The organism is Pontibacter populi, from assembly GCF_019336435.1.
Classification (GTDB): Bacteria; Bacteroidota; Bacteroidia; order Cytophagales; family Hymenobacteraceae; genus Pontibacter; species Pontibacter humidus.
Genome location: NZ_JAHWXQ010000009.1, coordinates 1 through 23,813, shown reverse-complemented (window position 1 = coordinate 23,813; position 23,813 = coordinate 1). Strand labels below are relative to the sequence as shown.

Here is a 23,813-nt window from a genome sequence, read left to right as displayed (position 1 = left end):
GACTTATTTTATCGGTTTTCAGAGCATATAGTTACATCAATTGCGTTATTTCATTTAATGCACAATTACTTCTGTTTATAGTTACAGGCTATTTTGAGCTACCGGTTTGTGTGCTTTCATTCTTTCCAGCGCCTCCGTGGTCTTTTTCTGTTCTTTTTGCTGCTCCTTATCTTTTCCGAGCTTCATATTTTTATAAAAGCTTGTAATATCCTGCTGCAGTTCGGGCGTCAGGTATTTATAGTTGTTACCGTCCAGTTTCTCAAGCAGCGTGGTGTAAGTTTCATCGGTTAAGGCATAGGAACCCGGTTCGGTTTTCTTGCCGGTATCGAGTTGCATGTTTGCCATATCAGACTTGTTACTACTTAGTTGCTGCAGCATGCCGGCATATTTGCTTACCGTGGTGTTAAAGCTTTTATAGAAAAGTTGCTCTGCTTCGGGTGTTGGCATCGTAAAACCCAGCGACCGGAGCGGCCCCACCTTCGGCGATATCTTGATAATCCAGGCCATTACCCGGGTAAAGAAGCCTGGCCTTTCGTAGGTTTCGCCCCAGTTGCTGTTATACTTGGCGCGACTCATGCGGTAAACAAATTCGCGGCGTGTTGTGCCGGGGGTTGCCTGCTTTATATCATTTTGCTTGGCTTTCCAGGCGGCCTGGGTGAGGTCGGGCATCAGGTTTTTTATAGTATAGCGGTACGAGCCAATTGCCAACGGAACATTTATAAAAACATCGCCCAGCTCTAAGCCATACGTTTTAAGAAAGGCACGTTCCAGAGGCTCCTGGGCTACTTCAAAACCAATAAACTGCTGATACGATTCGGGTGCATAATTGCCGCGCGCCACCTGCAATACATCAAAGCCAAATTCAGTTTTCACATGCGAAACCGGGTGGTCGGCAAAGGTAACGGAGCTGCCGAATTCCTGCTTTAACTCGGGGTAAACCAGCGGCACAGCTTTGTTGGTACCCAGCGAGTGCCCATAAATATCAGCATTGTAATGCGCTAAGGTGCCTAAGGCAAAGGCATATTCGTTTATGTTCTGTGCTTCGTAGAGCAGGTTCTGCACAAAGTCCCCGCTCCTTACATAGTGCATCAGGTCTGTAAAGAATTTACTGCCAAACGGGAAGTAGCCCATATCCTGTAGTATGGCGCCGCCATAGGCATAGGCATGTGCTTTCTTGAGTTCTTCTTCTGTAGCTTTGGGGTAGCGTTTATGCAGCAGCGGTTTCAGGTCTTTATCCCAGGCGGCATCTATAATGGCCTGGTGCGAGAGCACGCCATACGCCGAAACCGGAGACCATGCAGCTATCCAGAAAAATACGATAAGGGCAAAGCAGCGTAAACTGCGTAACGTTCTTTGGTGCATGCCTTTGCATACGAGGGCAGGCTTAAAAAGTATAGTAAAAAAGGGATAGTACTATACTTGTCTTCTTTTCTTTCTATGCAGCATTACCTCAGACAGACTTATACCCACCAGTGTCCAGAGAAAACCAAGTATAAAACCTGCCAGCACATCAGACAGAAAGTGTACGCCCAGGTAAATTCTGCTGAACCCAACCAACAGGATAAGTATAGCAGCCGCCCAGAGTATAAATTTACGATAGGGGTTTTTACTGTTATGCCTGTAAATAAAGTATGCCAGCAGGCCAAACAGCGCCATGGCTGTAGTAGCATGCCCGCTCGGAAAAGAATAATGTTCTACCTGGTAATAGGCCACATCGGCGGGACGGGCGCGGCTGATAAATGTTTTGGCAAACCTCACCGAAAGGCCAACACCTGCCATGGCCAGCCAGAAGGCCACCAGCGCCCAGTACCGTTTCCGGAACAGAAAAATGAGCGTAGCAAGGCCACCAATTGCAAAAACTGCGATCTGTTCGCCCAGTTGTGTTAAGCCAAACATCACTACACTAAGCCAGTCAGAGCGCATACTAAACAGCAGATTTGTAAACTCCTGGTCTACCACCACCACCCACTCAGCATCTACCACACTCTCAGCTATTTCGGAAAGCAGCATTACGTTTACAATACCAACCACTAACAGCATTGTAAGCGGTAAGCCAACAAACTGCTCTGTATCAAATCTGTCGCTTATAAAACCCGACACGGTGGGGTGTTGTCTCTGGAACCGCTGCGCAGCAGGAATGCCGGCAAACCAGTTCTTAAATCGGGTGATATAGTGCAGTAACGGATTCGTCATAAATATAGCGTTGAGCAGGTATACGCAGCCAGGCAGTTTTGTTTATAGTTGCTGCTCTCAAAAATCGGTCAAAAGCACAACTATAGCATTCTATATAAAGTACAGTACTATATGAAGGGCTTGGATGGTATAGTAGATAAGGCCTTACTGGCAGTAGGGTTGTTGCTGCTCCTGGTTTTTATAGGTAGTTTTCCTTTAATGCCGGAGCAGGGACAGGCGCAATATACCAACTATACCAGTTCCGAAAGCTCAGCTGCTTCCGCATCCAGCTGGAGCTATTTACGCCCGTCAAAAACACTCACACCCCAGGAGGTAGTACAGATCCAGCTAAAAGCATTACAGCAAAACGATGGCAGCGACAGTGGGATTATCACTGTTTTCAACTTCTCATCACCGATAAGTAAAATAAGCGTGGGCCCGATAGAGCATTTCAGGGTAATGGTGCGGGACCCGGTTTACAAACCAATGCTCAACTTTAAATCCTACAAAAAAGGCAACATGGTGATAACCGGCAAGTCGGCTTACCAACTGGTAGTGCTCACTACCGAAAATGATATAAAAGTGGCTTACCTGTTTATGCTGGCTCGCCAAACCAAAGGTTACTATAAGGGTTGCTGGCTTACCGTAGGCGTTGTGCGCCTGGATGATAACAGGCCCGTTTACAGCGCCTGAACTATAGCATAACTATAGTTCTATTTCCATTTTGATATCGGCACGTTCGTAAATGCTGGGAGGCATAGGCACTTCTACAAAACCAAGGCGTTTGTAAAGGTTAAGCGCTGTCTCTAATCTTCGGTTTGACACCAGGTACACTTTAACAGCGCCGGCTTCACGGGCTTTTTGTATGGCTGCTTCGCCCAGCAATTTCCCGATCTTGAGCCCCTGCGCTTTAGGAGTCACAGCCATTTTAGCCAGCTCGTATATGCCATTGCCTTCATGTATCAGGGCGCAGGTGCCTACAATCTCTTGGTTGTACTCCGCCATCAGAATATAACCGCCTTCACCCAGAATATATCCCTGCGGGTCGCCCAGCGATTTATGGTCGGCTTCTTCCATTACAAAGTAGCGCGTTATCCATTCTTCGTTCAGTTCCCTGAATTTAGCGGCGTGCCGGGGCTCAAAATCAAGTATAGCGACAGGTGTGGTTTGCGGCTTATGCATAAAGGGTAAGTAATAAATATAGTTGCAAAGGTACGCACTCTGGTTATCACCTAAAACAAAAAGGTCCTTCTCTAGATAGAAAAGAACCTTTTAAAGGGTAATGAATAAATTAATCTTCTAACAATTGGCCCCGCAATTCGCCGTTAGGGTATGTTGTGCTGTGGATGTTGAAATACCAAAGCCCGGCTTTCAGGTCAGCTTCCTGTTGCGAAGTAAGCGGGGCAGTTTCATCGGTAAGAGTACCTGTGTATGAGCTTGTAAATCCGGTTACTGGTATTACCGGAGGAGCTGATTCGGTTGTATCGGCCGGCCCATGGAAGTGCATGGCGATGGTACTGTCCTGCGGATTGCCGAGTGTCCAGGTTACAGTGTAACTCAGCACATTGGTATCATCGTCGTAAGTACCGTTAAATGTTCCGGTGCCCGTCGTTTCAACTGAATCCGGTCTTTCGTTGGCACCACTCAGTTGTATATTTTTAAATACCAGTTCATCCGTTACAGGTGGTGTGGTAACACCGTCGTCATCGTCATCGTCGCAGGCGGTGGCTACAGCAAGCAGCGGTAAACATACCGCCAGCATGCGTAAGATTGAAATTCCAGACTTCTTCATAGCTTTCTAATTTAAATTTCATACATTTTTTTACTTACAGCAGTTGTTATGGTTGTTAGCAGCGGCTTTTTTTCCGTGAGTTGCTATAGTTGCTTGTGTGGATATATAAAACTTTAATACAAAATCAGGTACCGGCAACTACCAGCATTCTAACAGAAAACTGTGCTCGCGTGCTGCCTGATGACTAATTTATCCTGATAACTGTGTTCATAGATGGTATCTGTAAAGAGCACGTACAACAGCTATGGCAACTATAGATCATACTCAAAGGCCAACTATAGCCAGGGCTGCCTTGCCCGAACCGGCACTTTTTCACCCGCTTAAACACCACCTTGGCTATATTAAAGCCTTTATAAAAGAGGAGAGCAGTTTATCAGACTCTGATATCGGAGCATCTTTAGTAAGTATCGGCACCTCGCAACTAGACTTTTATACCGGGCAGCTTTCACCCTTACAGATAACTAATGAAGTGTTATTTAACCTTCAACAACAAGGTTTGCTGCAGCCTGAGGCATACCATAGTTACTTAACTGCAGCGGGCGGCCACTACCGCACAGTTACACTTTCTGATACTTCTGACTGGGTTTTGCGATGGGGTATAGTGGCCGGGCGGTTTGTTCATCTGCACCCTGCCCGTTATGCTGCTCAAACTATACGGGTAAAAGCCACATCGCTAAAAACGGCCATTGCCGCAACTATAGCTGCCCATAAAGTAGCTGCACCAACTATAGATTTGGACCTGGTAAACGATGTGCGTATGAAGTGGCTTGCATTGCCTCCCCTTCAGGTTTTAAATCCCAGCGAAGGGGCCGGTAAATTGCTGGCGCTTTTAGCTAACCCATAAAACAAAAACGCCACACTATAGGTGCGGCATTTTTAGTAAAACTAAAGCTTCTTTAATACTTATTTACTCCTCTCCTGCAGTGCCGATAGCGTTACAGATCGGTTATTGAGTTTGGTAAATTTAAAATCGGTGCTGCCCTTAAAGCTGGCACCTTTCAGGTTAGCTGATTCTGAGAACTGCGTATATTTAAAGTCGGCGTTGCCGTTGAAGGTTGCCTGCTGCATGTCTGCTCCCTTCTGAAACTTTGCATACTTGAAGTTGGCCTCTTCGTTGAACTGCGCGTTTTTAAAGTTCGCAACAGTCGGGAAGGTCACGTATTTAAAGTTGGCATCATCTTCAAACTCCGTCTTGCTAAAATCTGCCGTTTCTTTAAACTTCGCATATTTAAACAGGGCCTCTTCTTCAAAACGACTGCCCGCAAACGATACCTTCCCTTTAAACTCGCTGTATTTAAAAGCTGCATCATCTTCGAACGTACAGTTCTCGAAACGAACATCTTTCTCAAAATTGGTATTGTAAACCTCGTTAGATGATTTTACCACATTAACTCCGTTATCCGGATTAAAGTAGCCCAGTACGCTGCCATTAAAAGTACATTTCTCGAAAGTAACCGGTGCTGTTACCGTGCTGATGTATTCTTTTGTGCTGTTGTCGTTGCCTTTCTCTTTTTTCAGCTTCATGTTGCTGAGCTTTGTCAGGTCCAGGTTACCGGTAATTTCGGCGTTTTTATAGTTCACAGCCTCACCGCGGTTTATTTTAGCAATGATCTCGGATGCATCTACTTTGGTTTGCGCTATAGTTAGCAGTGGCAGGAACAGCAGCGCAAGCAGCAGGTGTACTTGTTTTTTCATAGTTCTTTAATTCAGGTTTGTGAGTTATTCTTTAGACTCTGAATAATAGATGGAGTAACTATAGCAAAGGTTGCCTGGCCGGCATAAAAAACTTTACCTGCTTTAAAGAAGGTATCAACTGAGGGAATTGGCCTGCGCGATCAGGTGCATGAAATTATCCTTGTAGGTCTCCCCCACAGGAATCACCGCTTCACCTATAAAAATGCGGTTACGCTCTATGGAATCTATTTTATCCAGCGAGATAATGTAGGATTTATGAACCCGCACAAACTGGCCTGACGGCAACAGCTCCTCCATTTTCTTAATGTTCTTCAGCGACAGAATGCGCTCGGTTTTGGTATAGATGGACACATAATTCTGCAGCCCTTCCACATACAGGATATCATCCAGCCGCAGCTTTACGATCTTGTACTCTGTCTTCACAAAAATAATGTCGCGGGCTACAGGTATTTCAGCTGGCTTTTCTTCCTTCGGGCTACTTACTACTGTCGGGGCAACTATAGTTTGCTGCAGATCAAAAACCTGTTTTGCTTTCTGGACTGCTTTGTAAAACCGGTCGAAGGCGATGGGCTTGAGCAGGTAGTCCACCACGTTGTGTTCATAGCCTTCCAGTGCGTACTCGGTATAAGCAGTGGTCAGGATCACCCGGCACTTTTCGCCCAGTATCTTCATGACCTGTATACCTGTTAGCTCCGGCATCTGTATATCCAGGAAGAGCAGGTCGATGCGTTCCTTTTCTACCAGTTTAAGGGCTTCGAGGGCGCTGGTGGTGCTGGCTACAAACTCCAGGAAGTCTACTTTTTTAATGTAATCTGTAAGGATGTCGAGGGCCAGGGGCTTGTCGTCTACTACAAGGCAGCGGATTGTTTTCATGTGTTATGCTATAGTTTAATATGCTTCGGAAAGTACAGGTATAGTTAGCTCGGCTTCGGTACGAACTATAGTTTTATGCAGCTGCAGCGACAGTTCCACCAAAAAAGTGTGCTCATCTTCTGTTATCTCCAGTGTATGCTTTCCGGGGTAAAGTAATTCCAGCCTGCGCCGCACGTTGGTCAGGCCAATGCCGCCGGTCCTGTCTTTCTGGTCTTTGTTTTTGAGGTTGAAAACAGTGAAATATAGGGTATCTCCTGCTACGCGCAATGCTATAGTTACCGGGTTCTCAGGATCTGTACAAACCCCGTGCTTAAAGGCATTCTCGACAAAAGAAATAAGCATGAGTGGAGCGATCTGTTTGCCTTCTATAGTCCCTTCCGTCGAGAAATGAATAAAAGCGTTTCCCTTCAGGCCGATTTTCTGAAGCTCGACCACATCCTTTATATAATCAGCTTCCTTGGTAAGCAGCACCTGCTGTTGCTCGCTCTCGCGCAGCATATAGCGCAGCAATCCCGAAAGCTTTAGCAAGGCATCCGGCGCCAGGTCTGATTTCTGATAAGTTAAAGAATAGATGTCGTTGATCGTGTTGAACAAAAAGTGCGGGTTGATCTGCGAGCGCAGGAAAGCGAGTTCGGTGGTAAGCTTGGCCTGCTCCAGTGCCTTCTTTTCCTGCTGTGTTTTAAAGTAATTGACCACGTAGCCGTAAGCAATTCCCAGCAAAATGTACATCAGACTTGCACGCAGCACACTCTGGTAAATCCAGATCATCGTGATTTCGCGCCCGTAGGTAGACCAGCTGAAATACTTGAGCAGAATCGTTTCGAGCAGGTAATGCACCGGCGTAAAAACGCCCACCAGTAGCAGTACGCTACCCGCATAAAGCACATACTTCCCTTTGCCAAATAAGCGCGGCACCAGGAAACTGGCATTGGCATAAAACAGCGCTACAGTAAGCAGCGTCCGCACAAGATCTATCGCCGTGGTTTTGTAAAGCGACTCCAGCGTGTACTGGCTTTCATAAAAATAATAGTACTGGAAACCATAGACCACATCCTTAAAGAAGTTGATAAACCAGAAAAGGAAATGAAACAGGATGATCTTGTTTTTATGCATCCCTAAAAATAGAAGAATTGATCAGAATAAACCTACAGCAATACACCAACTCCTTAAAAACATTTACCAACAGGCCCTGCAGGGGTAGCAAACTATAAATCTATAGTTAGAGGCGTTCGTCAATTAAAACAGGAGGTTGATGTATTATAGTTGTTACAGTTGCTGCGTGTCTTTTATGTTTGCATCAGTTAACCGAAACAAACTGACACAAACATACCTCATGAAAAAGTTACTCTCCGTTATCGCTTTCCTGTTCGCTACAGCACCGCTTTCTTTCGCCCAGACCACACCCGATTCTGTAAAGACCTATGTCATTCAGGCGCTGGATATTATGAAAAACCATTCCCTTAACAAGCAAAAGGTAGACTGGGAGAAACTGTATACCACAACACTGGAAGCCGCCAGGGATGCCAAAACTATAAGAGAGACATATCCCGCTTTAAATAATGCTTTAGAAGAGTTAGGAGATCGCCATAGCAGATTTTTTCCTAAAGAAGTATTTGATGCCCATAATGTCGGTTATAAATCACTGGGTAGGAAGCTGCCGATGCCATCGGGCCACATGATCGACAAAAAGTATGCTTTTATACTTGTGCCTCCATTCTATATGTTTGAGAAGGATGAGCAGTTGGCTTATGCGGATTCTCTGCAAACTATTATCCGGCAACTAGACGCGCAAAACCCGAAGGGCTGGATAATTGATTTGCGCCTGAACGATGGTGGTAACATGCACCCGTTGCTGGCCGGGCTGGCTCCCATCCTGGGCGAAGGACAATTCATCGGCTGGCAGTCTGCTGATAATGTTATTACTTATGATACAGTACGAAATGGCATGGTTCGGGACGTAACCGGCGGAAAATACTTTTTGGCAACACCTTATACCATCAAAAACACGAAAGCGCCTGTAAGTGTACTCGTAAGCGACAAAACAGCAAGTTCAGCAGAAATGATAGCAGGTGCATTTATTGGCAGACCAAAAACAAAGCTGATCGGCACCTATACCGGAAGCCTGACAACCAGTAACGAGCTTTATAAATTATCAGACGGATCGTATCTGAACCTAACTGTATCAACTATGGTGGATAGAACAGGCAAAGTATATGGCCACGGCATTACACCTGATATAGCGTTAGATCTTACCAATAACACCATTACTAACGGCTATCTATACATCCGGGCCGCCATCAAGCACATTGATAAGCCGAAGAAGTAAACTATAGTTGCCCGTAAAACAAAAGCGCCATCCTTTGCAGGGTGGCGCTTTTATAGTTTATAGTTTTAGCGTAAGCTTAAATGTGCAACGCACGGTTTTCTGTAGCTGCTAAGCAAGCCTCTTTCATGGCTTCGGTATAGGTTGGGTGCGCATGGCTCATGCGGGCAATATCTTCTGCCGATGCACGGAACTCCATCGCTACCACCGCTTCCGCGATCATATCTGCCGCACGTGGGCCGATCATGTGCACGCCCAGAATCTCATCCGTATTCTTATCAGCCAGTACCTTCACAAAACCATCGGTATCCATAGATGCTTTAGCACGGCCAGACGCTTTGAACGGGAATGAACCAGACTTATAAGCACGGCCCTGCTCCTTTAGCTGCTCTTCTGTGTAGCCTACGCCTGCCACTTCCGGCCAGGTGTAAACTACACCCGGTATCAGGTTATAGTTGATGTGCGGCTTCTGACCAACGATCTGCTCAGCAACCAGTACACCTTCCTCCTCAGCTTTGTGTGCCAGCATAGCGCCACGCACTACGTCACCAATGGCGTAAATGCCCGGTACGTTTGTCTCCAGGTGGTCGTTCACAGCAATCATCCCGCGCTCGCCCATCTGCACACCAGCATTCTCCAGGCCTAAGCCTTCGGTGTATGGCTTACGGCCCACCGATACCAGCACATAGTCGCCTTCAAACGTAACAGTTTCGCCCTTCGGGTTCTCAGCCGTTACTTTTACTACTTCACCTTCGTTTGTAGCGCCGGTTACTTTGTGGTTGAAGAAAAACTCGAAACCAAGCGTTTTCTTCAATACACGCTGCAGTTCTTTGCCTAGTGCGCGGTCCATCGTCGGAATAATGGCATTTACGTACTCAACTACCTGTACTTTTGTACCAAGGCGAGCGTAAACCGAACCAAGCTCCAGACCAATTACACCACCACCGATCACGATCAAATTTTTAGGAACTTCAGTAAGCGTTAAGGCTTCTGTTGACGTGATGATACGTTTTTTGTCGATTGGCAAAAACGGCAAAGCCACCGGCTTGGAACCAGTCGCGATAATGGTTTTATCTGTCTCGATCTGCTGCTCGTTGCCATCAGTACCGGCTATTTTGATCATGTTCTTGTTCACAAAAGAACCAAGGCCATAGTACGTATCGATCTTATGCTTCTTCATCAGGAAGGCAATACCGTCGTTGTTCGACTTTACCACGCCTGCCTTGCGAGTGATCATCTGCTCAATATTCACCTGCAGGTTTTCCAGGTCAATGCCATGCTCCTTAAAAGTATGCGCAGCATTGTGAAAGTGCTCTGATGAGTCAAGTAATGCTTTGGAAGGAATACAGCCTACATTAAGGCAGGTACCACCCAGCACATTATATTTTTCTATGATCGCGGTTTTCAGGCCCAACTGTGCGCAACGGATTGCTGCCACGTAGCCTCCAGGACCAGAACCGATTACGGTAACATCGTATTTCATTTCTTTCAAATTAGAAATTAAAAATTAGAAATTATGTGTTCGACTTCATGGTAATCAGGATCTTGCTGATGATCTTTCTCAGCTGCATACAATCCTCATGTATGGAATCAAACGCATTCTCGGGAATGTACTGGCTGTCTTTCAGTAAGCGCAGCCAGTATGATGTTTCCCGTGCCTCTTTCGCGGCAATATTTAATTTATGAACGAAATCAGCTTTAGAACTTGCAGCGATGGCTTCCTCTACATTTGCTCCGATGGAAGTACCGCTTCGTAGCAATTGCTTTGCCAGCACAAACTCTTTTTGTTCTACTGTTAAGAACTTATAAAGCTTTATTACACGAAGGGCAAAAGCATAGCTCTTGTCGCAAAGGACATTTTCCTTCTTTTCCTCCCCCACAATTTCTAATTTCTAATTTCTAATTCATAATTGGAGTTTATACTCCAAGCAGCAATCTCATCGGATCTTCCAGCAGCTCTTTCACGCGTACCAGGAAGCTTACTGACTCGCGGCCGTCGATAATACGGTGGTCGTAAGAAAGTGCCAGGTACATCATCGGGCGAATTTCTACTTGTCCGTTGATGGCAACCGGACGCTGCACGATGTTGTGCATACCCAATATAGCCGACTGCGGCGCGTTGATGATCGGTGTTGACATCATAGAACCGAATACACCACCGTTGGTGATGGTGAACGTGCCGCCAGTCATTTCTTCGATAGACAATTTACCGTCGCGCGCTTTCTTGGCTAAACGTACAACTTCTTTTTCGATGCCATCTAAAGATAACTGCTCCGCATTACGTATAACCGGTACTACAAGGCCTTTCGGAGAAGAAACAGCAATAGAGATATCCACGAAATCGCTGAAGATCATGTCATTGCCATCGATCTGCGCATTTACGGCAGGCCACTCTTTAAGAGCAACAGTACACGCTTTGGTAAAGAATGACATAAAGCCTAAACCAACTTCGTGCACTTCCTTAAACTTGTCCTTATACTTGGCTCTGATATCCATGATTGGCTTCATATCTACCTCGTTGAAGGTAGTTAGCATAGCCGTCTCGTTTTTAACGGTTACCAGTCTACGGGCAACAGTTTTGCGAAGCGAGCTCATCTTCTCGCGTCGCTGGTTTCTGTCGCCTGTTGCAGCAGGGGCAGCAGCCTCTTGCCTGGCGGCCGGAGCAGCGGCAGCTTGTGCGGCAGGTCTTGCCTGCGCGTTCTGCGCATCTTCTTTTGTGATGCGGCCATCACGGCCAGAACCCTGCACATCGGCAGCATTTATACCTCTTTCAGCTAATATTTTGCCTGCAGCCGGTGATGGTGTACCAGAAGCATATGTCTGCGCACCTGATGAAGCAGAAACAGTCTGAGCTACCTGCTGGGTTGCAGCTTCCTGCTTGGCGTTTGCCTGAGCGTTTGCTACTGCTGAGCCTGCACCACCCGGTGTAATTCTGCAAAGCAAACCACCTATCTCTACAGTGTCGCCTTGTTGTGCCACAATCTGTAACGTACCGGCAGCTTCGGCTGGCAACTCAAAAGTTGCTTTATCCGATTCCAGTTCAGCAATTACTTCGTCCATCTGCACAAAGTCTCCATCCTTCTTTAGCCAGCTGGCTATAGTTACTTCTGAAATAGATTCACCTACGGTTGGCACTTTCATCTCAACAGTTTCGCCGACTACTGTAGCAGTTGCGGCGGCTGGCTGAGCTGCAGCCTGAGCAGGCGCTGCGGCTTGTGCCGGAGCGGCTTCGGTTTTAGCAGCAGGAGCTGATGGAGCAGCTCCTGCACCATCCTGGTCTATTGTACAGATCACGGCACCAACATTTATAGTATCGCCTTCCTGTGCTACAATGCGTAAAATGCCTGCGGCTTCGGCTGGCAGTTCGAATGTGGCTTTGTCAGATTCCAGTTCCGCAATTACCTCATCCATCTCCACGCGGTCACCGTCTTTTTTCAGCCACTGGGCTATAGTTACCTCAGTGATCGACTCACCTACGACAGGCACTTTAACTTCTAAGCTCATATTTTATCAATTATGAATTACGAATTTTGAATTACGAATTAGTAATGATTAATGACGAATGAATAATGAATTCTTTCCGGAACCATTACTCATTCATCATTAGTAATTAATCATTAAATAGCGAACGCTCTTGCGATCAGTTCCTGTTGCTCTTTGGCATGTACTTTCAGGTAACCGGTTGCCGGCGATGCACTTGCTTTGCGGGCGATCACATCTTCCACGCTGTTACGCATAATGCGCAGGATATAGGTCCAGGCACCCATGTTCTCAGGCTCTTCCTGTACCCAGTATACTTTAGCATTTTTATACTTGCCAAGCTCTGCTTCCAACTGCACTTTCGGGAATGGCGCTAACTGTTCTAAACGAATAATCGCCACATCCTTACGCTTGTTCTTCTGCTGCTCTTCCAGTAGATCAAAGTAAACTTTACCTGAGCACAGCAACACTTTCTTAACCGACTTAGGGGTAGCAAAGTTATCACCGATCACTTCTCTGAAACTACCGGATGTGAAATCCTCTACCGGAGAAACTACAGCCGGATGACGAAGCAACGACTTAGGCGACATGTTAATAGCCGGCTTGCGGAATGGCAATGCTAACTGGCGACGCATAAAGTGGAACAGGTTGGCTGGTGTTGTAATGTAAGTAACAAACATGTTGTTCTCAGCAGCTAACTGCAGGAACCGTTCAGGGCGGGCATTTGAGTGCTCTGGTCCCTGGCCTTCGTAACCGTGCGGCAACAACATTACCAGACCGTTCATACGCTGCCACTTAGATTCTGTAGAAGAGATGAACTGGTCAATCATTACCTGCGCTCCGTTGGCAAAGTCACCGAACTGCGCTTCCCAGATAACCAATGCATTCGGGTTCGCCATGGCATAACCAAATTCAAAACCAAGCACACCGTATTCAGAAAGCAGAGAGTTGTAGATCTCAAACGAGCCCTGGCCCTCTTTCATATAGTCCAGGCTATTATAAGGCGCGCTGGTAACCGCATCGTGCAATACTGCATGGCGATGCGAGAATGTACCACGCTGCACATCCTGCCCTGAGAAACGAACGATTCTACCATCCAGCAACACTGATCCGTACGCCAGTAACTCACCGGCTGCCCAGTTCAGTTGCTTACTTTCGAAGAACATTTCTCTACGCTCTTTCAGCAACTTCTCGATCTGCTTCAGTGGTTTAAAACCTTGCGGTAATGTTGTAAGCGCTTTCCCAACTGTTTCAACAGCTTCAGGAGAAATGCCGGTTTCAGGAGACTGGTTGAAATCTTCCGGGGTAGAGCGGCGCAGCGATTGCCACTCTTTTTCCATTTGCTGGTAGTTGTAAGGTAATGGCTTTTGCTTCACCATGTCCAGGCGGTCCTGCAGCATCTGGCGGAACTCCTTGTCCATGCTTTCAGCTAACTCAGCATCAATCTCGCCACGAGTGATCAGGTCTTTGTTATAAACCTCGCGTGGGTTCGGGTGCTTCGAGATCAGGTTGTATAGTTGTGGCTGCGTAAATTTCGGCTCGTCAGACTCGTTGTGGCCATGACGGCGGTAGCACACCATATCAATAAAGATATCGTTATTGTAACGCTGACGATATTCCATTGCCAGGCGCATCGCAAATACCACAGCCTCCGGGTCGTCACCGTTTACGTGCAGCACCGGGGCATCAATTACCTTGGCAACATCTGTGCTATAGATAGAGGAACGGGCATCTTCAAAGTCGGTAGTAAAACCAACCTGGTTGTTGATCACAAAGTGGATGGTACCACCTGTATTGTAGCCTTCCAGGTTAGCCATTTGTGTCACTTCGTACACAATGCCTTGGCCAGCTAATGCCGCGTCACCGTGTATCAGTATAGGCAATACCTTGTCTATATCTTTGCCATACATGCAGTCAATCTTGGCGCGTACAAAGCCTTCCACAACCGGGTTAACCGCCTCTAAGTGCGATGGGTTAGGTGCCAGTTTCAGATTAACTTTATTGCCGGATGGCGTTATAACCTCAGACGAGAAGCCCATGTGGTATTTTACGTCACCATCGCCCATGGTTAAATCCGGAACAGCCGTACCTTCAAACTCAGAGAAGATCTGCTCATAGGTTTTACCCATGATGTTGGCCAGCACGTTCAGGCGGCCACGGTGCGCCATACCGATCACTACTTCTTCTACACCAAGCTCAGAGGCCTTGTCAATAGCGGCATCCAGGGCTGGTATAGTTGTTTCGCCACCTTCCAGGGAGAAGCGCTTCTGACCTAAGAACTTTGTATGCAGGAAGTTTTCAAAAACCACTGCCTCGTTCAGTTTGGAAAGAATGCGTTTTTTATATTCGATACCCGGGTTAAAATTAAGGGAATCGCGTTCTACTTTTTGCTTGAACCACTCCAGCACTTCCGGGTCACGGATGTACATGTATTCGAAGCCGATAGGACCTGCATAAATCTTTTTGAGAGCTGCCTCAATATCGCGGAGTGTAGCTGCACCAATACCAATTACATCACCTACCTGGAAAACAGTATCCAGATCAGCATCCGTTAAACCGAAATCAGAAAGATCAAGTCTTGCTTTGCGGTCTTTACGTGCACGAACCGGGTTGGTATTAGAACGCAGGTGGCCGCGCGTGCGGTAAGCATGTATCAGGTTACGAACAGCAACTTCTTTATCAGATACGCCAGCAGCAGCACCTTTAGCAGGAGCAGTTATTGTGCCTACTGAAGCCTCATGGCCGTTTTCGCCATATGCTGTGGCAAATTCAAAACCTTCAAAAAATTTGCGCCATCCGGCATCAACAGATTCCGGATCCTGCTGATAAGCTTTATAGAGCTGATCAATATAATCGCCATGCGCGTTGGCGATGTATGTATATTTATCCATAAGATTACCCTCTTTGTATAGAGGCAAAGTTAGAAGTATTATTCACAAATCAAATTATGCATAATCGCATAAGCAAATATAACTAACATACAATTAGATAGCTTTAAACTATATTCTTTATTATAGTATAATACCTATGTAACGGCCTGCCTTTACTGCCCAAATACTAGTTATAGTTGTAAGCCCTGCTAAAGGTTATGCCATTTCGATTTGCTGCCATCTTTTAAATTAATTGCAGCTTATAGATTACCAATTTAAAATATAACTAAGCTCTGATGCAGGTAGCAATTGTTTTTTAAACGCCCCTCTTAAAATGTTACTTTCCGCCATATTCTCACAGAACAATACCTACCCATATAGACCGGTAAGCAACTTTTTACATGTATAGCTGCTAATAAAATACGGTTATCCTGTGTTACTTTTCTTCAAATCCTTTCCTGTTATCTGACTTTTTATGAGAGTAGCTTTATACAAGTACTACAGGAAATACTTGTCCGGAAGTTAAAGCTAAATACATCAGCTATGAATACCCTTTTGCTGGAAGAACTTTCAAAGGCTATCGGAGCAAGACAGTTTGTTCAGTTTACGTATAGCGGCCAGACATTTTTATTGGAACCTCACCTGCTGGGTCAGAACAAAACCAAGCAGGACTGCCTTTGTGGGTGGAGCGGCGAAAGAGGGGAATCACAAGGTACCAAAGTTGGCTGGCACTGCTTTTTGCTGGATGAAATAAAAAATCTGAAGATACTTGAAAGGAGGTTCTATAAAACACGGCCAGGCTATGACCCTTACGACAGCACTATGAGCCGCATTTATTACCGGGCTTAGAAGGCCAACAATACACAACTATAAGTAATTGCCCTACATTCCTTTTAGCCTACTCAACTAAATATCCTCTATCAGTCAGGTAAAGAGAGATATTTTCTTGCATAAGATTCAGTTCACCTTTAATCGTATGTAAAATGGAAAATGAATTGACACCCTTCGCCTCTGACGAGCCCAAAACTACTACAAAGGGAAATGCTGATGTCAGAGCATTAATTGGACTTACTATTTTAATCTGCCTTATGCTATTGTATACACAGGTATGCAGCGCACAGGCTAATACTATAAAGAGCGTTACAAGCGGCGACTGGTACACCGGAAGTACCTGGTCGAGCAACACTCCACCCAAAGCAGGAGAAAATGTGCAGATCGTAGATGGTCATAAAATATCTTTGTCTGGCATGGCAACCTGTGCTAATCTGGAGCTCATACCACCTGCCAATAGCGCTAAAATAGATGAGAAGTCTGAGCTGGTGCTGGAAAGCGGTGCAGTACTTACAACAGGAACCCTTTCCCTGAATTCTAAAAACGAACGACGCTATGCCAGCCTCATAAATAACGGAGCTACTGTAACAGCAGCTACACTTTCTATTGGCAGAGGGAGTATACTGGAAAACGCAGCAGGAAAAGTTAGTGTTAAGGGCAACATAACAAACAACGGAGATATTACCACTACTATAGGTTTGCTCGAAATAGGGGGAGCTTACAGCGGCTCAGGTATATTTACCGAAGGCAATGGCACTGTTACATTTAATGGCACCGCTGCTACCGGGCAAGCAATAACAACACTACCGTACTATAATTTGAAGCTGGCTGGCAATAACCCGAAAGCGCCTTCTGCTAACCTTACAGTTTACGGTGACCTGGAGATAAGCCCGGGCACAACCTTAAACGCAGGCAACTATAGCCATAGTATAACAGGAAATATCCGGAATAATGGCACGCTTACATCCCAGGCTACCAGCTTAACTATAGGCGGAGATATGATAAACACCGGCACTATTTCAGTAGGCAGCGCTACGTATACTATAGCAGGAGACTGGAATAACACAGGCACTTTTACAGCCGCCACCTCAACTATAGTTTTAAAGGGCAATAGACTGCAGCAGGTTTCGGGTAACAACACTTTTTACAATTTTAGTTTTGCAGGAACTGCACAGGCCCAACTGCAGCAGGACATAACTATAGTTAATACTATAAGCGTTACCAACAGCCACCTGAACACATTAGAAAACACTATATGGTTAGGAACAAACGCTGCCTTAGCCACCCTAGAAACAGATGCATCGCATATAATAGGTACCGTACAAACCAGCCGCACATTAGCCCCGGCTGTAGAAGAAGATTTTGGTAAAATAGGCCTTACCCTGACCAGGAATAATATCAATCCGGGTCAGATAACAGTAGAGCGTTTAACCGGCGTAACAACCGAAATAACAAACGGCACTGAAAGTGTTACCCGCCAGTACAACATTACCAGAACAGACACCACAAGCGACATTACTGCTCTGAGCATGACCATGGACCTGGAGTTTCTGCCAAACGAATTACAATCCAAGCCACTTGGCGATTATAAACTATACAATAAAGGCAAAAACAAAGAGGCGTTACCAGTACCAAGTTCTATAGTTGACCAACGTACGCTTCGCCATACAAACTCCAGCAGTTTTGGCACTTATACCCTGGCCCGACCTATTATGCCTTTGCCGGTAGAACTAATGTGGTTTAAAGCCAGACGTAAGGACCAGGTAGTTGTATTGGAATGGAAAACAGCATCGGAGAACGATAACAGGGGATTTGAAGTGCAGCTGTCTACAGATGGTCAGACTTTTGAAACGCTGGGCTTTGTGGAAAGCAAGTCTCCGGAAAGCAGGATAGTACAGCAGTATAGTTTTACAGACAGCAACCCTGCTCGCCGGCAGGTTACTTATTACCGTTTAAAACAACTGGATTTCTCTGGTAAGTTCAGCTATTCTAAAATACAGGCTGTTAGCGCAGATAACTCATTACTTATAGTTCAGGCATCGCCAAATCCTTTTAAAGATCATATAACATTCGCCTTTGAAGCCCCTACTGTAGAGGTAACCTTAACTGACCTGAATGGCAAACCAGTATTAACGGAAAATCTTACCTTACAACACCGTACCCCTGATGGATACTTTAGTTTAAACACAAGCCGTGTAAAAGCAACTGGTATGTACATGCTTACAATAAAGTCTTCAGATAGAATATACCGAACAAAGCTTCTGAAGCAGTAATACAGACCTCATTTTGCACAAATAACACCTAATTCACCTTACATCGTACAAGTGGTCAGGCTATAGTTTAAACTATAAACCCTGACCATTTTTTATAGAACTATAACACTACTAAACTATGAGAAAGACCATCCTGTTTTCGCTGCTAATAGGGAGTATTGCCTTTAGCTGTAACGAGAACTCGCGCCAGGTAGCGGAAGAAAAAGAGACTGAAACCAGTACCGAAACCCAAACGCAGGTCCTACCCGATTCTGCCAACCTGTCTCCGGCATTACAGAGCATAAATACGACAGATATACTTAACCATACCAAAGTACTGGCTTCTGATGCATTTGAAGGCCGTGGCCCGGGCACACGTGGCGAAGACTCTACCGTGAATTACCTGACACGCCAGTTCCGGAAAATGGGCTTGAAACCCGGCAACCCTAACGGCACTTATGTACAGGAAGTACCCATGTTCGGGTTTACAGCCACACCAAAAGCATCTTTTACGGCAGGCGGTAAAACTATAAACCTCAACTTCCCGACAGATTATGTAGCCGTATCGCGCAGGTTTGTGCCAACTGTTGAGGTTAACAATTCGGATATGGTTTTTGTAGGCTATGGTATAGTGGCGCCGGAATATGGCTGGGACGATTACAAGGGCCTGGATGTAAAAGGCAAAACTATAGTTATGCTTATTAACGATCCGCCTGTTCCTTCATCAGCAGATAAATCGAAATTAGATAGTACTATGTTTGGCGGAAAAGCGATGACCTACTATGGCCGCTGGACCTATAAGTATGAAATAGCCGCCCAGAAAGGTGCTGCTGCTGCCATTATCATCCACGAAACTGAACCTGCCAGCTATCCATACGAAGTGGTTTCCGGAAGCTGGAGCCGCGAGAACTTCGATATCAGTAATCCGAACAAGAACATGGATAAAGCTGCTGTAGAAGCCTGGATAACCCGGGAAAAAGCAAAACAACTGTTCACGGCCGCCGGCAAGAACTTTGAACAGTTAAAAGCCTCAGCCGCTAAAAAGGATTTTAAACCGGTAGCATTAGGCGCAAAGGCAAACTTCACTATCAAAAATAAGCTGCGCGAAATAAAGTCTAAAAATGTGGTAGCCAAACTGGAAGGAAGTGATCCTCAACTGAAAGATGAGTATATAGTTTACACCGCACACTGGGACCACCTCGGCAAAGACCCAAATCTGAAAGGCGATCAGATCTATAACGGTGCTCTTGATAACGCCTCGGGTACGGCAGGCCTACTGGAATTAGCAGAAGCTTATACCAAGCTCGAGCAAAAACCGAAACGGTCTATCCTGTTTTTGGCGGTTACAGCTGAAGAAAAAGGTTTGCTGGGCTCCAAGTACTATGCTGAAAATCCTTTGTACCCGCTAAATAAAACGCTGGCTAACATTAACATGGATGTGCTGAATGCCTATGGCCCAACCGAAGACGTGATCGTGATTGGGTATGGCAACTCTGAACTGGAAGACATTCTTGCACAGGAAGCAAAATTACAGAACCGTCGGATCGTACCTGAGACCAGTCCTGAAAAAGGATCTTATTACCGCTCTGACCATTTTGAGTTTGCTAAGAAGGGAGTGCCTGCGCTTTATGCTAAATCCGGAGATAAAGCTATAAATCAGCCTGCAGACTATGTACAGAAATGGCAGGATAAATACACAACTGACGACTATCACAAATTAACTGACGAGGTAAGACCGGAGTGGAATTTAGATGGTGCTGTAGAAGATCTTAGACTGTTCTTCAGAGTTGGGTATACAATTGCCAATACAACTGACTACCCTGAATGGAAAGAAGGATCTGAGTTTAAGGCGCGTCGCGATAAAATGCTATCTCAGCCAACTGACACCACTAAGGCAGAAGGTGTAGAAATGTAATTAAATTTTGCGATGAGCCATGGCTAAAACACAACTATAACTTATCTGCTATTTTTTTTGAACCTTAAAATAAAGCTGTTAACTAATAATATATAGCTGTTTACCTAAATAGTTCCGGTCGTCAGGTAAATAGGGCCGTTTACTTATATTTTAAGCCCGTTGCCTTTAAAAAAGTCAAATTTATAGCATAACAGGGGTTACTTACCGAGTACTCCCGTATAAATATGTACAAAATTGGTTGTTGAACTAATAATGTTATTTATGAAAAAGATATGGAAATCAGCCCTTATTGTTTTTGCTCTTACAGCATTTACAGCATGTGGCGGAAGCGACAATACTACAGAAACAGATACTACCGAACAGGTTGATACTGACACCGACATGGATATGGACACTGATACGGATGTAGATACTACAACCGTTCAGGATACCACTGTAAATGATGGTGTAGCAGATGATATTCAGGAAGAAGTACCACCTGCACAATAATTATTACTTTCTAAACTATAGTACATAAAAGTCTCTGCTCTTAGATGGGCAGAGACTTTTGTTTTAATAAGTACCAGCATATCGCGGTTTACCATTAAAACATTTCCTGATTGTGATGCACAAACTATAATACTTGTTAAATTTAGGGAATGGAATTCACGACACTGTCAAACAATAATATTAAGATTAAACTGGTAAGCACCCCGGAGCAGTTGCAGGAGGCTGTAAAGGACCTTAGTACCAAACAGGAGCTTGCTCTGGATCTGGAATTTGATCAGAACCGGTTTACGTATGGCTTTAACCTTTGCCTGATTCAGGTAACCGACGGAAAGGGTATCTGTTATATCATTGATCCTTTCGGTTTACCGGATCTACAGCCGTTTTTTCTGCTGTTAGAGAATAAAGCCATTATGAAGATCATCCATCATTCAAACAATGATATTCTGCTCCTTGATAAAATGGGTTGCAGCATACAGAACGTAATGGATACGGATGTTGCTGCCAAGATTCTTAACTATGAGCGTTCGTCGCTGGCGACAGTTCTTAAAGAAGAGTTTAATATAGAGATCGATAAATCACAGCAATCCAGTAACTGGAATAAACGCCCGCTTACAGAGCAACAGCTACAATACGCTGCTATAGATGTAGTATACCTGCACGAAGTAAAAGATAAACTATTAGCAGAAATTGAGCGTGTAGGTCGTTTGCATTGGCTTGAAGAGGAGAACAGGCTGCTGGAAAGATTGAAATATACAGAAGTAGAAAATCCACATCTACGTTTGCGTAACGCTTCGCGCCTTACCTACTATAACCAGTTCATTCTTAAAGCACTTTATAGTTTCCGGGATAACTTAGGCAAGAATTTAAATAAACCTTCTTCGTACATCATTCCCAACGATGCTTTAGTTGAGCTTGCCATTAACCCCGATGTAGACCTGCATGAGTGGCTTAACCATACCCGCGGCATACATGGCCGGTTAAAAAGTCCGTCTTATGAAAATAAGCTGAGAGAAGTAATCCAGAAAACAAAGCAAGCTGCCGAAGACCAGAATATTTCACACGATTATGCTGGCAGCCAGTTTAAACGTCCTTTCCGGACGGCTGACACCGAAAAGCGCAAGGAAGAACTAACGCGTGTACAGGCTGAAATTGTGAATCAGTTTGGAGAATTTGCAGGGCGCCTCATTATCAATCAAAGCCTGATAAACGAGTATAGTTACACAGGTAAACTTAAATGCACTAAACAATACGCAACACAAATAGTATTGGATACTGCTGCAAGCCTTGAGATCAGTCTGCCTCAGCCTGAAGTCAGCAACTAAAATAGAACATAGTATTACGTATAAAACCATCTAGCTTATATAATGACTACTTTCAGAAAAGAACATGACTTCTTAGGTGAAAAAGACATCCCGAATGAAGTGTATTATGGCATTCAAACATTAAGAGCTTTAGAGAACTTCGACATAACGGGGATTCCTATCTCAAAAGAGCCATTATTGATACAGGCATTTGGTTATGTAAAGAAAGCGGCAGCCATGGCAAACCAGGAGTGCGGCGTGCTTGACCCTAAAATAGCAGATGCTATCTGTAAAGCATGCGATCAGTTAATAGAAGGCAAGTTCATGGACCAATTCGTTACAGATATGATTCAGGGAGGCGCAGGTACTTCTATAAACATGAACGTAAACGAAGTAGTAGCCAATATCGGACTTGAGTTACTTGGTTTTGAGAAAGGAGATTATGATCATCTTCACCCGAATAACCACGTTAACTTTTCACAGTCCACAAACGATGCTTATCCAACAGCTTTTCGTTTAGCATTATATGTTAAAATCGGTCATTTTATAGATGCCCTGACAAAACTCAGTAAAGCATTTGCAGTAAAAGCAGCCGAATTTAAAGATGTTCTTAAAATGGGTCGCACACAGTTACAGGATGCTGTACCGATGACCCTGGGAGCTGAATTTAATGGTTTCGCTACAACTATAAGAGAAGATATCCAGCGCCTTGAAGAGGTGAGGCTCCTAATCTGCGAAATAAATATGGGGGCAACAGCTATAGGCACATCTATAAACGCACCGGAAGGCTATCCTGAAATAGTAACCAGACACTTAAGAGAAATAACAGGTATACCGGTTGTATTAGCTGAAGATCTTATTGAAGCTACATGTGACACCGGCGCTTATGTGCAGGTATCAGGCGTTTTAAAGAGATGTGCTGTTAAGATTTCAAAAATCTGTAATGATCTCCGTTTACTATCATCTGGCCCACGTGCAGGTATAAATGAAATCAATCTACCACGTATGCAGCCGGGATCATCTATAATGCCAGGCAAAGTAAACCCTGTAATTCCGGAAGTAGTGAATCAGACTGCCTATTACGTTATAGGTAGCGACGTGACTATAACTATGGCTGCAGAGGCAGGCCAGTTACAATTAAATGTTATGGAGCCAGTAATAGCATTTAGCTTATTCTCTTCATTGAGCTATCTCACAAATGCAACTCATACATTAACTGATAAATGTATAATAGGCATAACAGCTAATGAAGAGATCTGCAAAAACATGGTCATGAACAGTATTGGTATAGTTACCTCGTTAAACCCAATCTTAGGCTACGAAACTGTTTCCTCCATAGCCAAAGAAGCATTACTTACAGGTAAATCAGTACATCAAATAACAGTTATAGACAGACGTCTTATTGAGCAGTCTAAATGGGATGAGATTTTCTCAATTGAGAACTTAATTAATCCAAAGTTTATTATGAACTAGGTTTTAAGATAGGAAATAGAAACGCCCCACTGTTACTATAACAGTGGGGCGTTTCTATTTATAATGAAGTAGGTAATTTATATTGAAGTATAGCTCGTAAATCGGAGAGGAATAAAATTAAGCATTCCATATTTCAGGTCTCTCTCTGCCTGAGGGCGAGTTCATTTACTTTCACCAATTTGTTTTTTGCTGCTCCCTCACCAACGGGCTTGAGCAACTACAATATAGAACAGGGGTCTACCTCAGGTTAATTCTTAAGCGCCTTATGCTTCCCCTTCCCATCTGCCTAAAACGCAAAAGCCCTGTCCTCTTGCGAAGGACAGGGCTTAGATAGGGTTGGCGGCCAC

General features: G+C 44.8%; 20 protein-coding genes. 9 read left to right on the top strand and 11 right to left on the bottom strand.

Features of this window, described 5'->3' with window-relative positions:
• Positions 1-81: 81 nt before the first annotated feature.
• On the bottom strand, positions 82-1,362 hold the full coding sequence (locus KYK27_RS18115; RefSeq protein ID WP_199111727.1) for a zinc dependent phospholipase C family protein: 1,281 nt from the start codon (positions 1,360-1,362) through the stop codon (positions 82-84).
• Between the two features lie 51 nt (positions 1,363-1,413).
• Complete coding sequence (locus tag KYK27_RS18110; protein ID WP_199111726.1) at positions 1,414-2,193, bottom strand: phosphatase PAP2 family protein; 780 nt, start codon at positions 2,191-2,193, stop codon at positions 1,414-1,416.
• A gap of 111 nt (positions 2,194-2,304) precedes the next feature.
• Between KYK27_RS18110 and KYK27_RS18105 the strand changes: the two genes are divergently transcribed.
• Positions 2,305-2,865 carry a DUF4864 domain-containing protein gene (locus KYK27_RS18105; protein WP_199111725.1) on the top strand — a complete coding sequence of 187 codons (561 nt, stop codon included), beginning with the start codon at positions 2,305-2,307 and terminating at the stop codon, positions 2,863-2,865.
• Positions 2,866-2,877: 12 nt separating this feature from the next.
• Here KYK27_RS18105 and KYK27_RS18100 read toward each other — a convergent pair whose 3' ends face one another.
• On the bottom strand, positions 2,878-3,354 hold the full coding sequence (locus tag KYK27_RS18100; RefSeq protein WP_199111724.1) for a GNAT family N-acetyltransferase: 477 nt from the start codon (positions 3,352-3,354) through the stop codon (positions 2,878-2,880).
• 109 nt (positions 3,355-3,463) lie between these two features.
• Positions 3,464-3,964 (bottom strand): CHRD domain-containing protein, encoded by a 501-nt coding sequence (locus KYK27_RS18095; protein ID WP_199111723.1) that lies wholly within the window; start codon positions 3,962-3,964, stop codon positions 3,464-3,466.
• 244 nt (positions 3,965-4,208) lie between these two features.
• Here KYK27_RS18095 and KYK27_RS18090 point away from each other — a divergent pair, with 244 nt between their 5' ends.
• Positions 4,209-4,808, top strand: a complete 600-nt coding sequence (locus KYK27_RS18090) for a hypothetical protein (protein WP_199111722.1) — start codon at positions 4,209-4,211, stop codon at positions 4,806-4,808.
• 59 nt (positions 4,809-4,867) lie between these two features.
• Here KYK27_RS18090 and KYK27_RS18085 read toward each other — a convergent pair whose 3' ends face one another.
• The 3 genes from KYK27_RS18085 to KYK27_RS18075 form a co-directional block, all read right to left on the bottom strand.
• A complete protein-coding gene (locus KYK27_RS18085; protein ID WP_199111721.1) occupies positions 4,868-5,659 on the bottom strand; it encodes a pentapeptide repeat-containing protein in 792 nt (263 codons plus the stop codon).
• A gap of 114 nt (positions 5,660-5,773) precedes the next feature.
• Positions 5,774-6,532 carry a LytR/AlgR family response regulator transcription factor gene (locus KYK27_RS18080; protein ID WP_199111720.1) on the bottom strand — a complete coding sequence of 253 codons (759 nt, stop codon included), beginning with the start codon at positions 6,530-6,532 and terminating at the stop codon, positions 5,774-5,776.
• A 15-nt stretch (positions 6,533-6,547) separates the two neighbouring features.
• Complete coding sequence (locus KYK27_RS18075) at positions 6,548-7,645, bottom strand: sensor histidine kinase (RefSeq protein WP_199111719.1); 1,098 nt, start codon at positions 7,643-7,645, stop codon at positions 6,548-6,550.
• A 220-nt stretch (positions 7,646-7,865) separates the two neighbouring features.
• Here KYK27_RS18075 and KYK27_RS18070 point away from each other — a divergent pair, with 220 nt between their 5' ends.
• Positions 7,866-8,858: a S41 family peptidase gene (locus KYK27_RS18070; protein ID WP_199111718.1), complete on the top strand. Its 993-nt coding sequence runs from the start codon at positions 7,866-7,868 to the stop codon at positions 8,856-8,858.
• A 76-nt stretch (positions 8,859-8,934) separates the two neighbouring features.
• Here the strand turns inward: KYK27_RS18070 and lpdA are convergent, their stop codons facing one another.
• The 4 genes from lpdA to KYK27_RS18050 form a co-directional block, all read right to left on the bottom strand.
• The gene (gene lpdA, locus KYK27_RS18065; RefSeq protein ID WP_199111717.1) at positions 8,935-10,338 is read right to left on the bottom strand and encodes a dihydrolipoyl dehydrogenase; all 1,404 of its coding nucleotides are present in this window, start codon (positions 10,336-10,338) and stop codon (positions 8,935-8,937) included.
• A gap of 31 nt (positions 10,339-10,369) precedes the next feature.
• On the bottom strand, positions 10,370-10,735 hold the full coding sequence (locus tag KYK27_RS18060) for a four helix bundle protein (protein WP_199111716.1): 366 nt from the start codon (positions 10,733-10,735) through the stop codon (positions 10,370-10,372).
• 37 nt (positions 10,736-10,772) lie between these two features.
• Positions 10,773-12,359, bottom strand: a complete 1,587-nt coding sequence (gene odhB, locus KYK27_RS18055; protein WP_199111715.1) for a 2-oxoglutarate dehydrogenase complex dihydrolipoyllysine-residue succinyltransferase — start codon at positions 12,357-12,359, stop codon at positions 10,773-10,775.
• Positions 12,360-12,472: 113 nt separating this feature from the next.
• Positions 12,473-15,226 carry a 2-oxoglutarate dehydrogenase E1 component gene (locus KYK27_RS18050; RefSeq protein WP_199111714.1) on the bottom strand — a complete coding sequence of 918 codons (2,754 nt, stop codon included), beginning with the start codon at positions 15,224-15,226 and terminating at the stop codon, positions 12,473-12,475.
• Positions 15,227-15,748: 522 nt separating this feature from the next.
• Between KYK27_RS18050 and KYK27_RS18045 the strand changes: the two genes are divergently transcribed.
• From KYK27_RS18045 to aspA, 6 genes are all read left to right on the top strand, one after another.
• Positions 15,749-16,054 (top strand): hypothetical protein, encoded by a 306-nt coding sequence (locus KYK27_RS18045; protein ID WP_199111713.1) that lies wholly within the window; start codon positions 15,749-15,751, stop codon positions 16,052-16,054.
• Between the two features lie 239 nt (positions 16,055-16,293).
• Complete coding sequence (locus KYK27_RS18040) at positions 16,294-18,309, top strand: T9SS type A sorting domain-containing protein (RefSeq protein ID WP_199111712.1); 2,016 nt, start codon at positions 16,294-16,296, stop codon at positions 18,307-18,309.
• A gap of 118 nt (positions 18,310-18,427) precedes the next feature.
• The gene (locus tag KYK27_RS18035; RefSeq protein WP_199111711.1) at positions 18,428-20,203 is read left to right on the top strand and encodes a M28 family metallopeptidase; all 1,776 of its coding nucleotides are present in this window, start codon (positions 18,428-18,430) and stop codon (positions 20,201-20,203) included.
• Positions 20,204-20,464: 261 nt separating this feature from the next.
• Complete coding sequence (locus KYK27_RS18030) at positions 20,465-20,692, top strand: hypothetical protein (RefSeq protein ID WP_199111710.1); 228 nt, start codon at positions 20,465-20,467, stop codon at positions 20,690-20,692.
• Positions 20,693-20,841: 149 nt separating this feature from the next.
• A complete protein-coding gene (locus tag KYK27_RS18025; protein ID WP_199111709.1) occupies positions 20,842-22,014 on the top strand; it encodes a ribonuclease D in 1,173 nt (390 codons plus the stop codon).
• Between the two features lie 39 nt (positions 22,015-22,053).
• On the top strand, positions 22,054-23,466 hold the full coding sequence (gene aspA / locus KYK27_RS18020; RefSeq protein ID WP_370583664.1) for an aspartate ammonia-lyase: 1,413 nt from the start codon (positions 22,054-22,056) through the stop codon (positions 23,464-23,466).
• Positions 23,467-23,813: the final 347 nt, after the last annotated feature.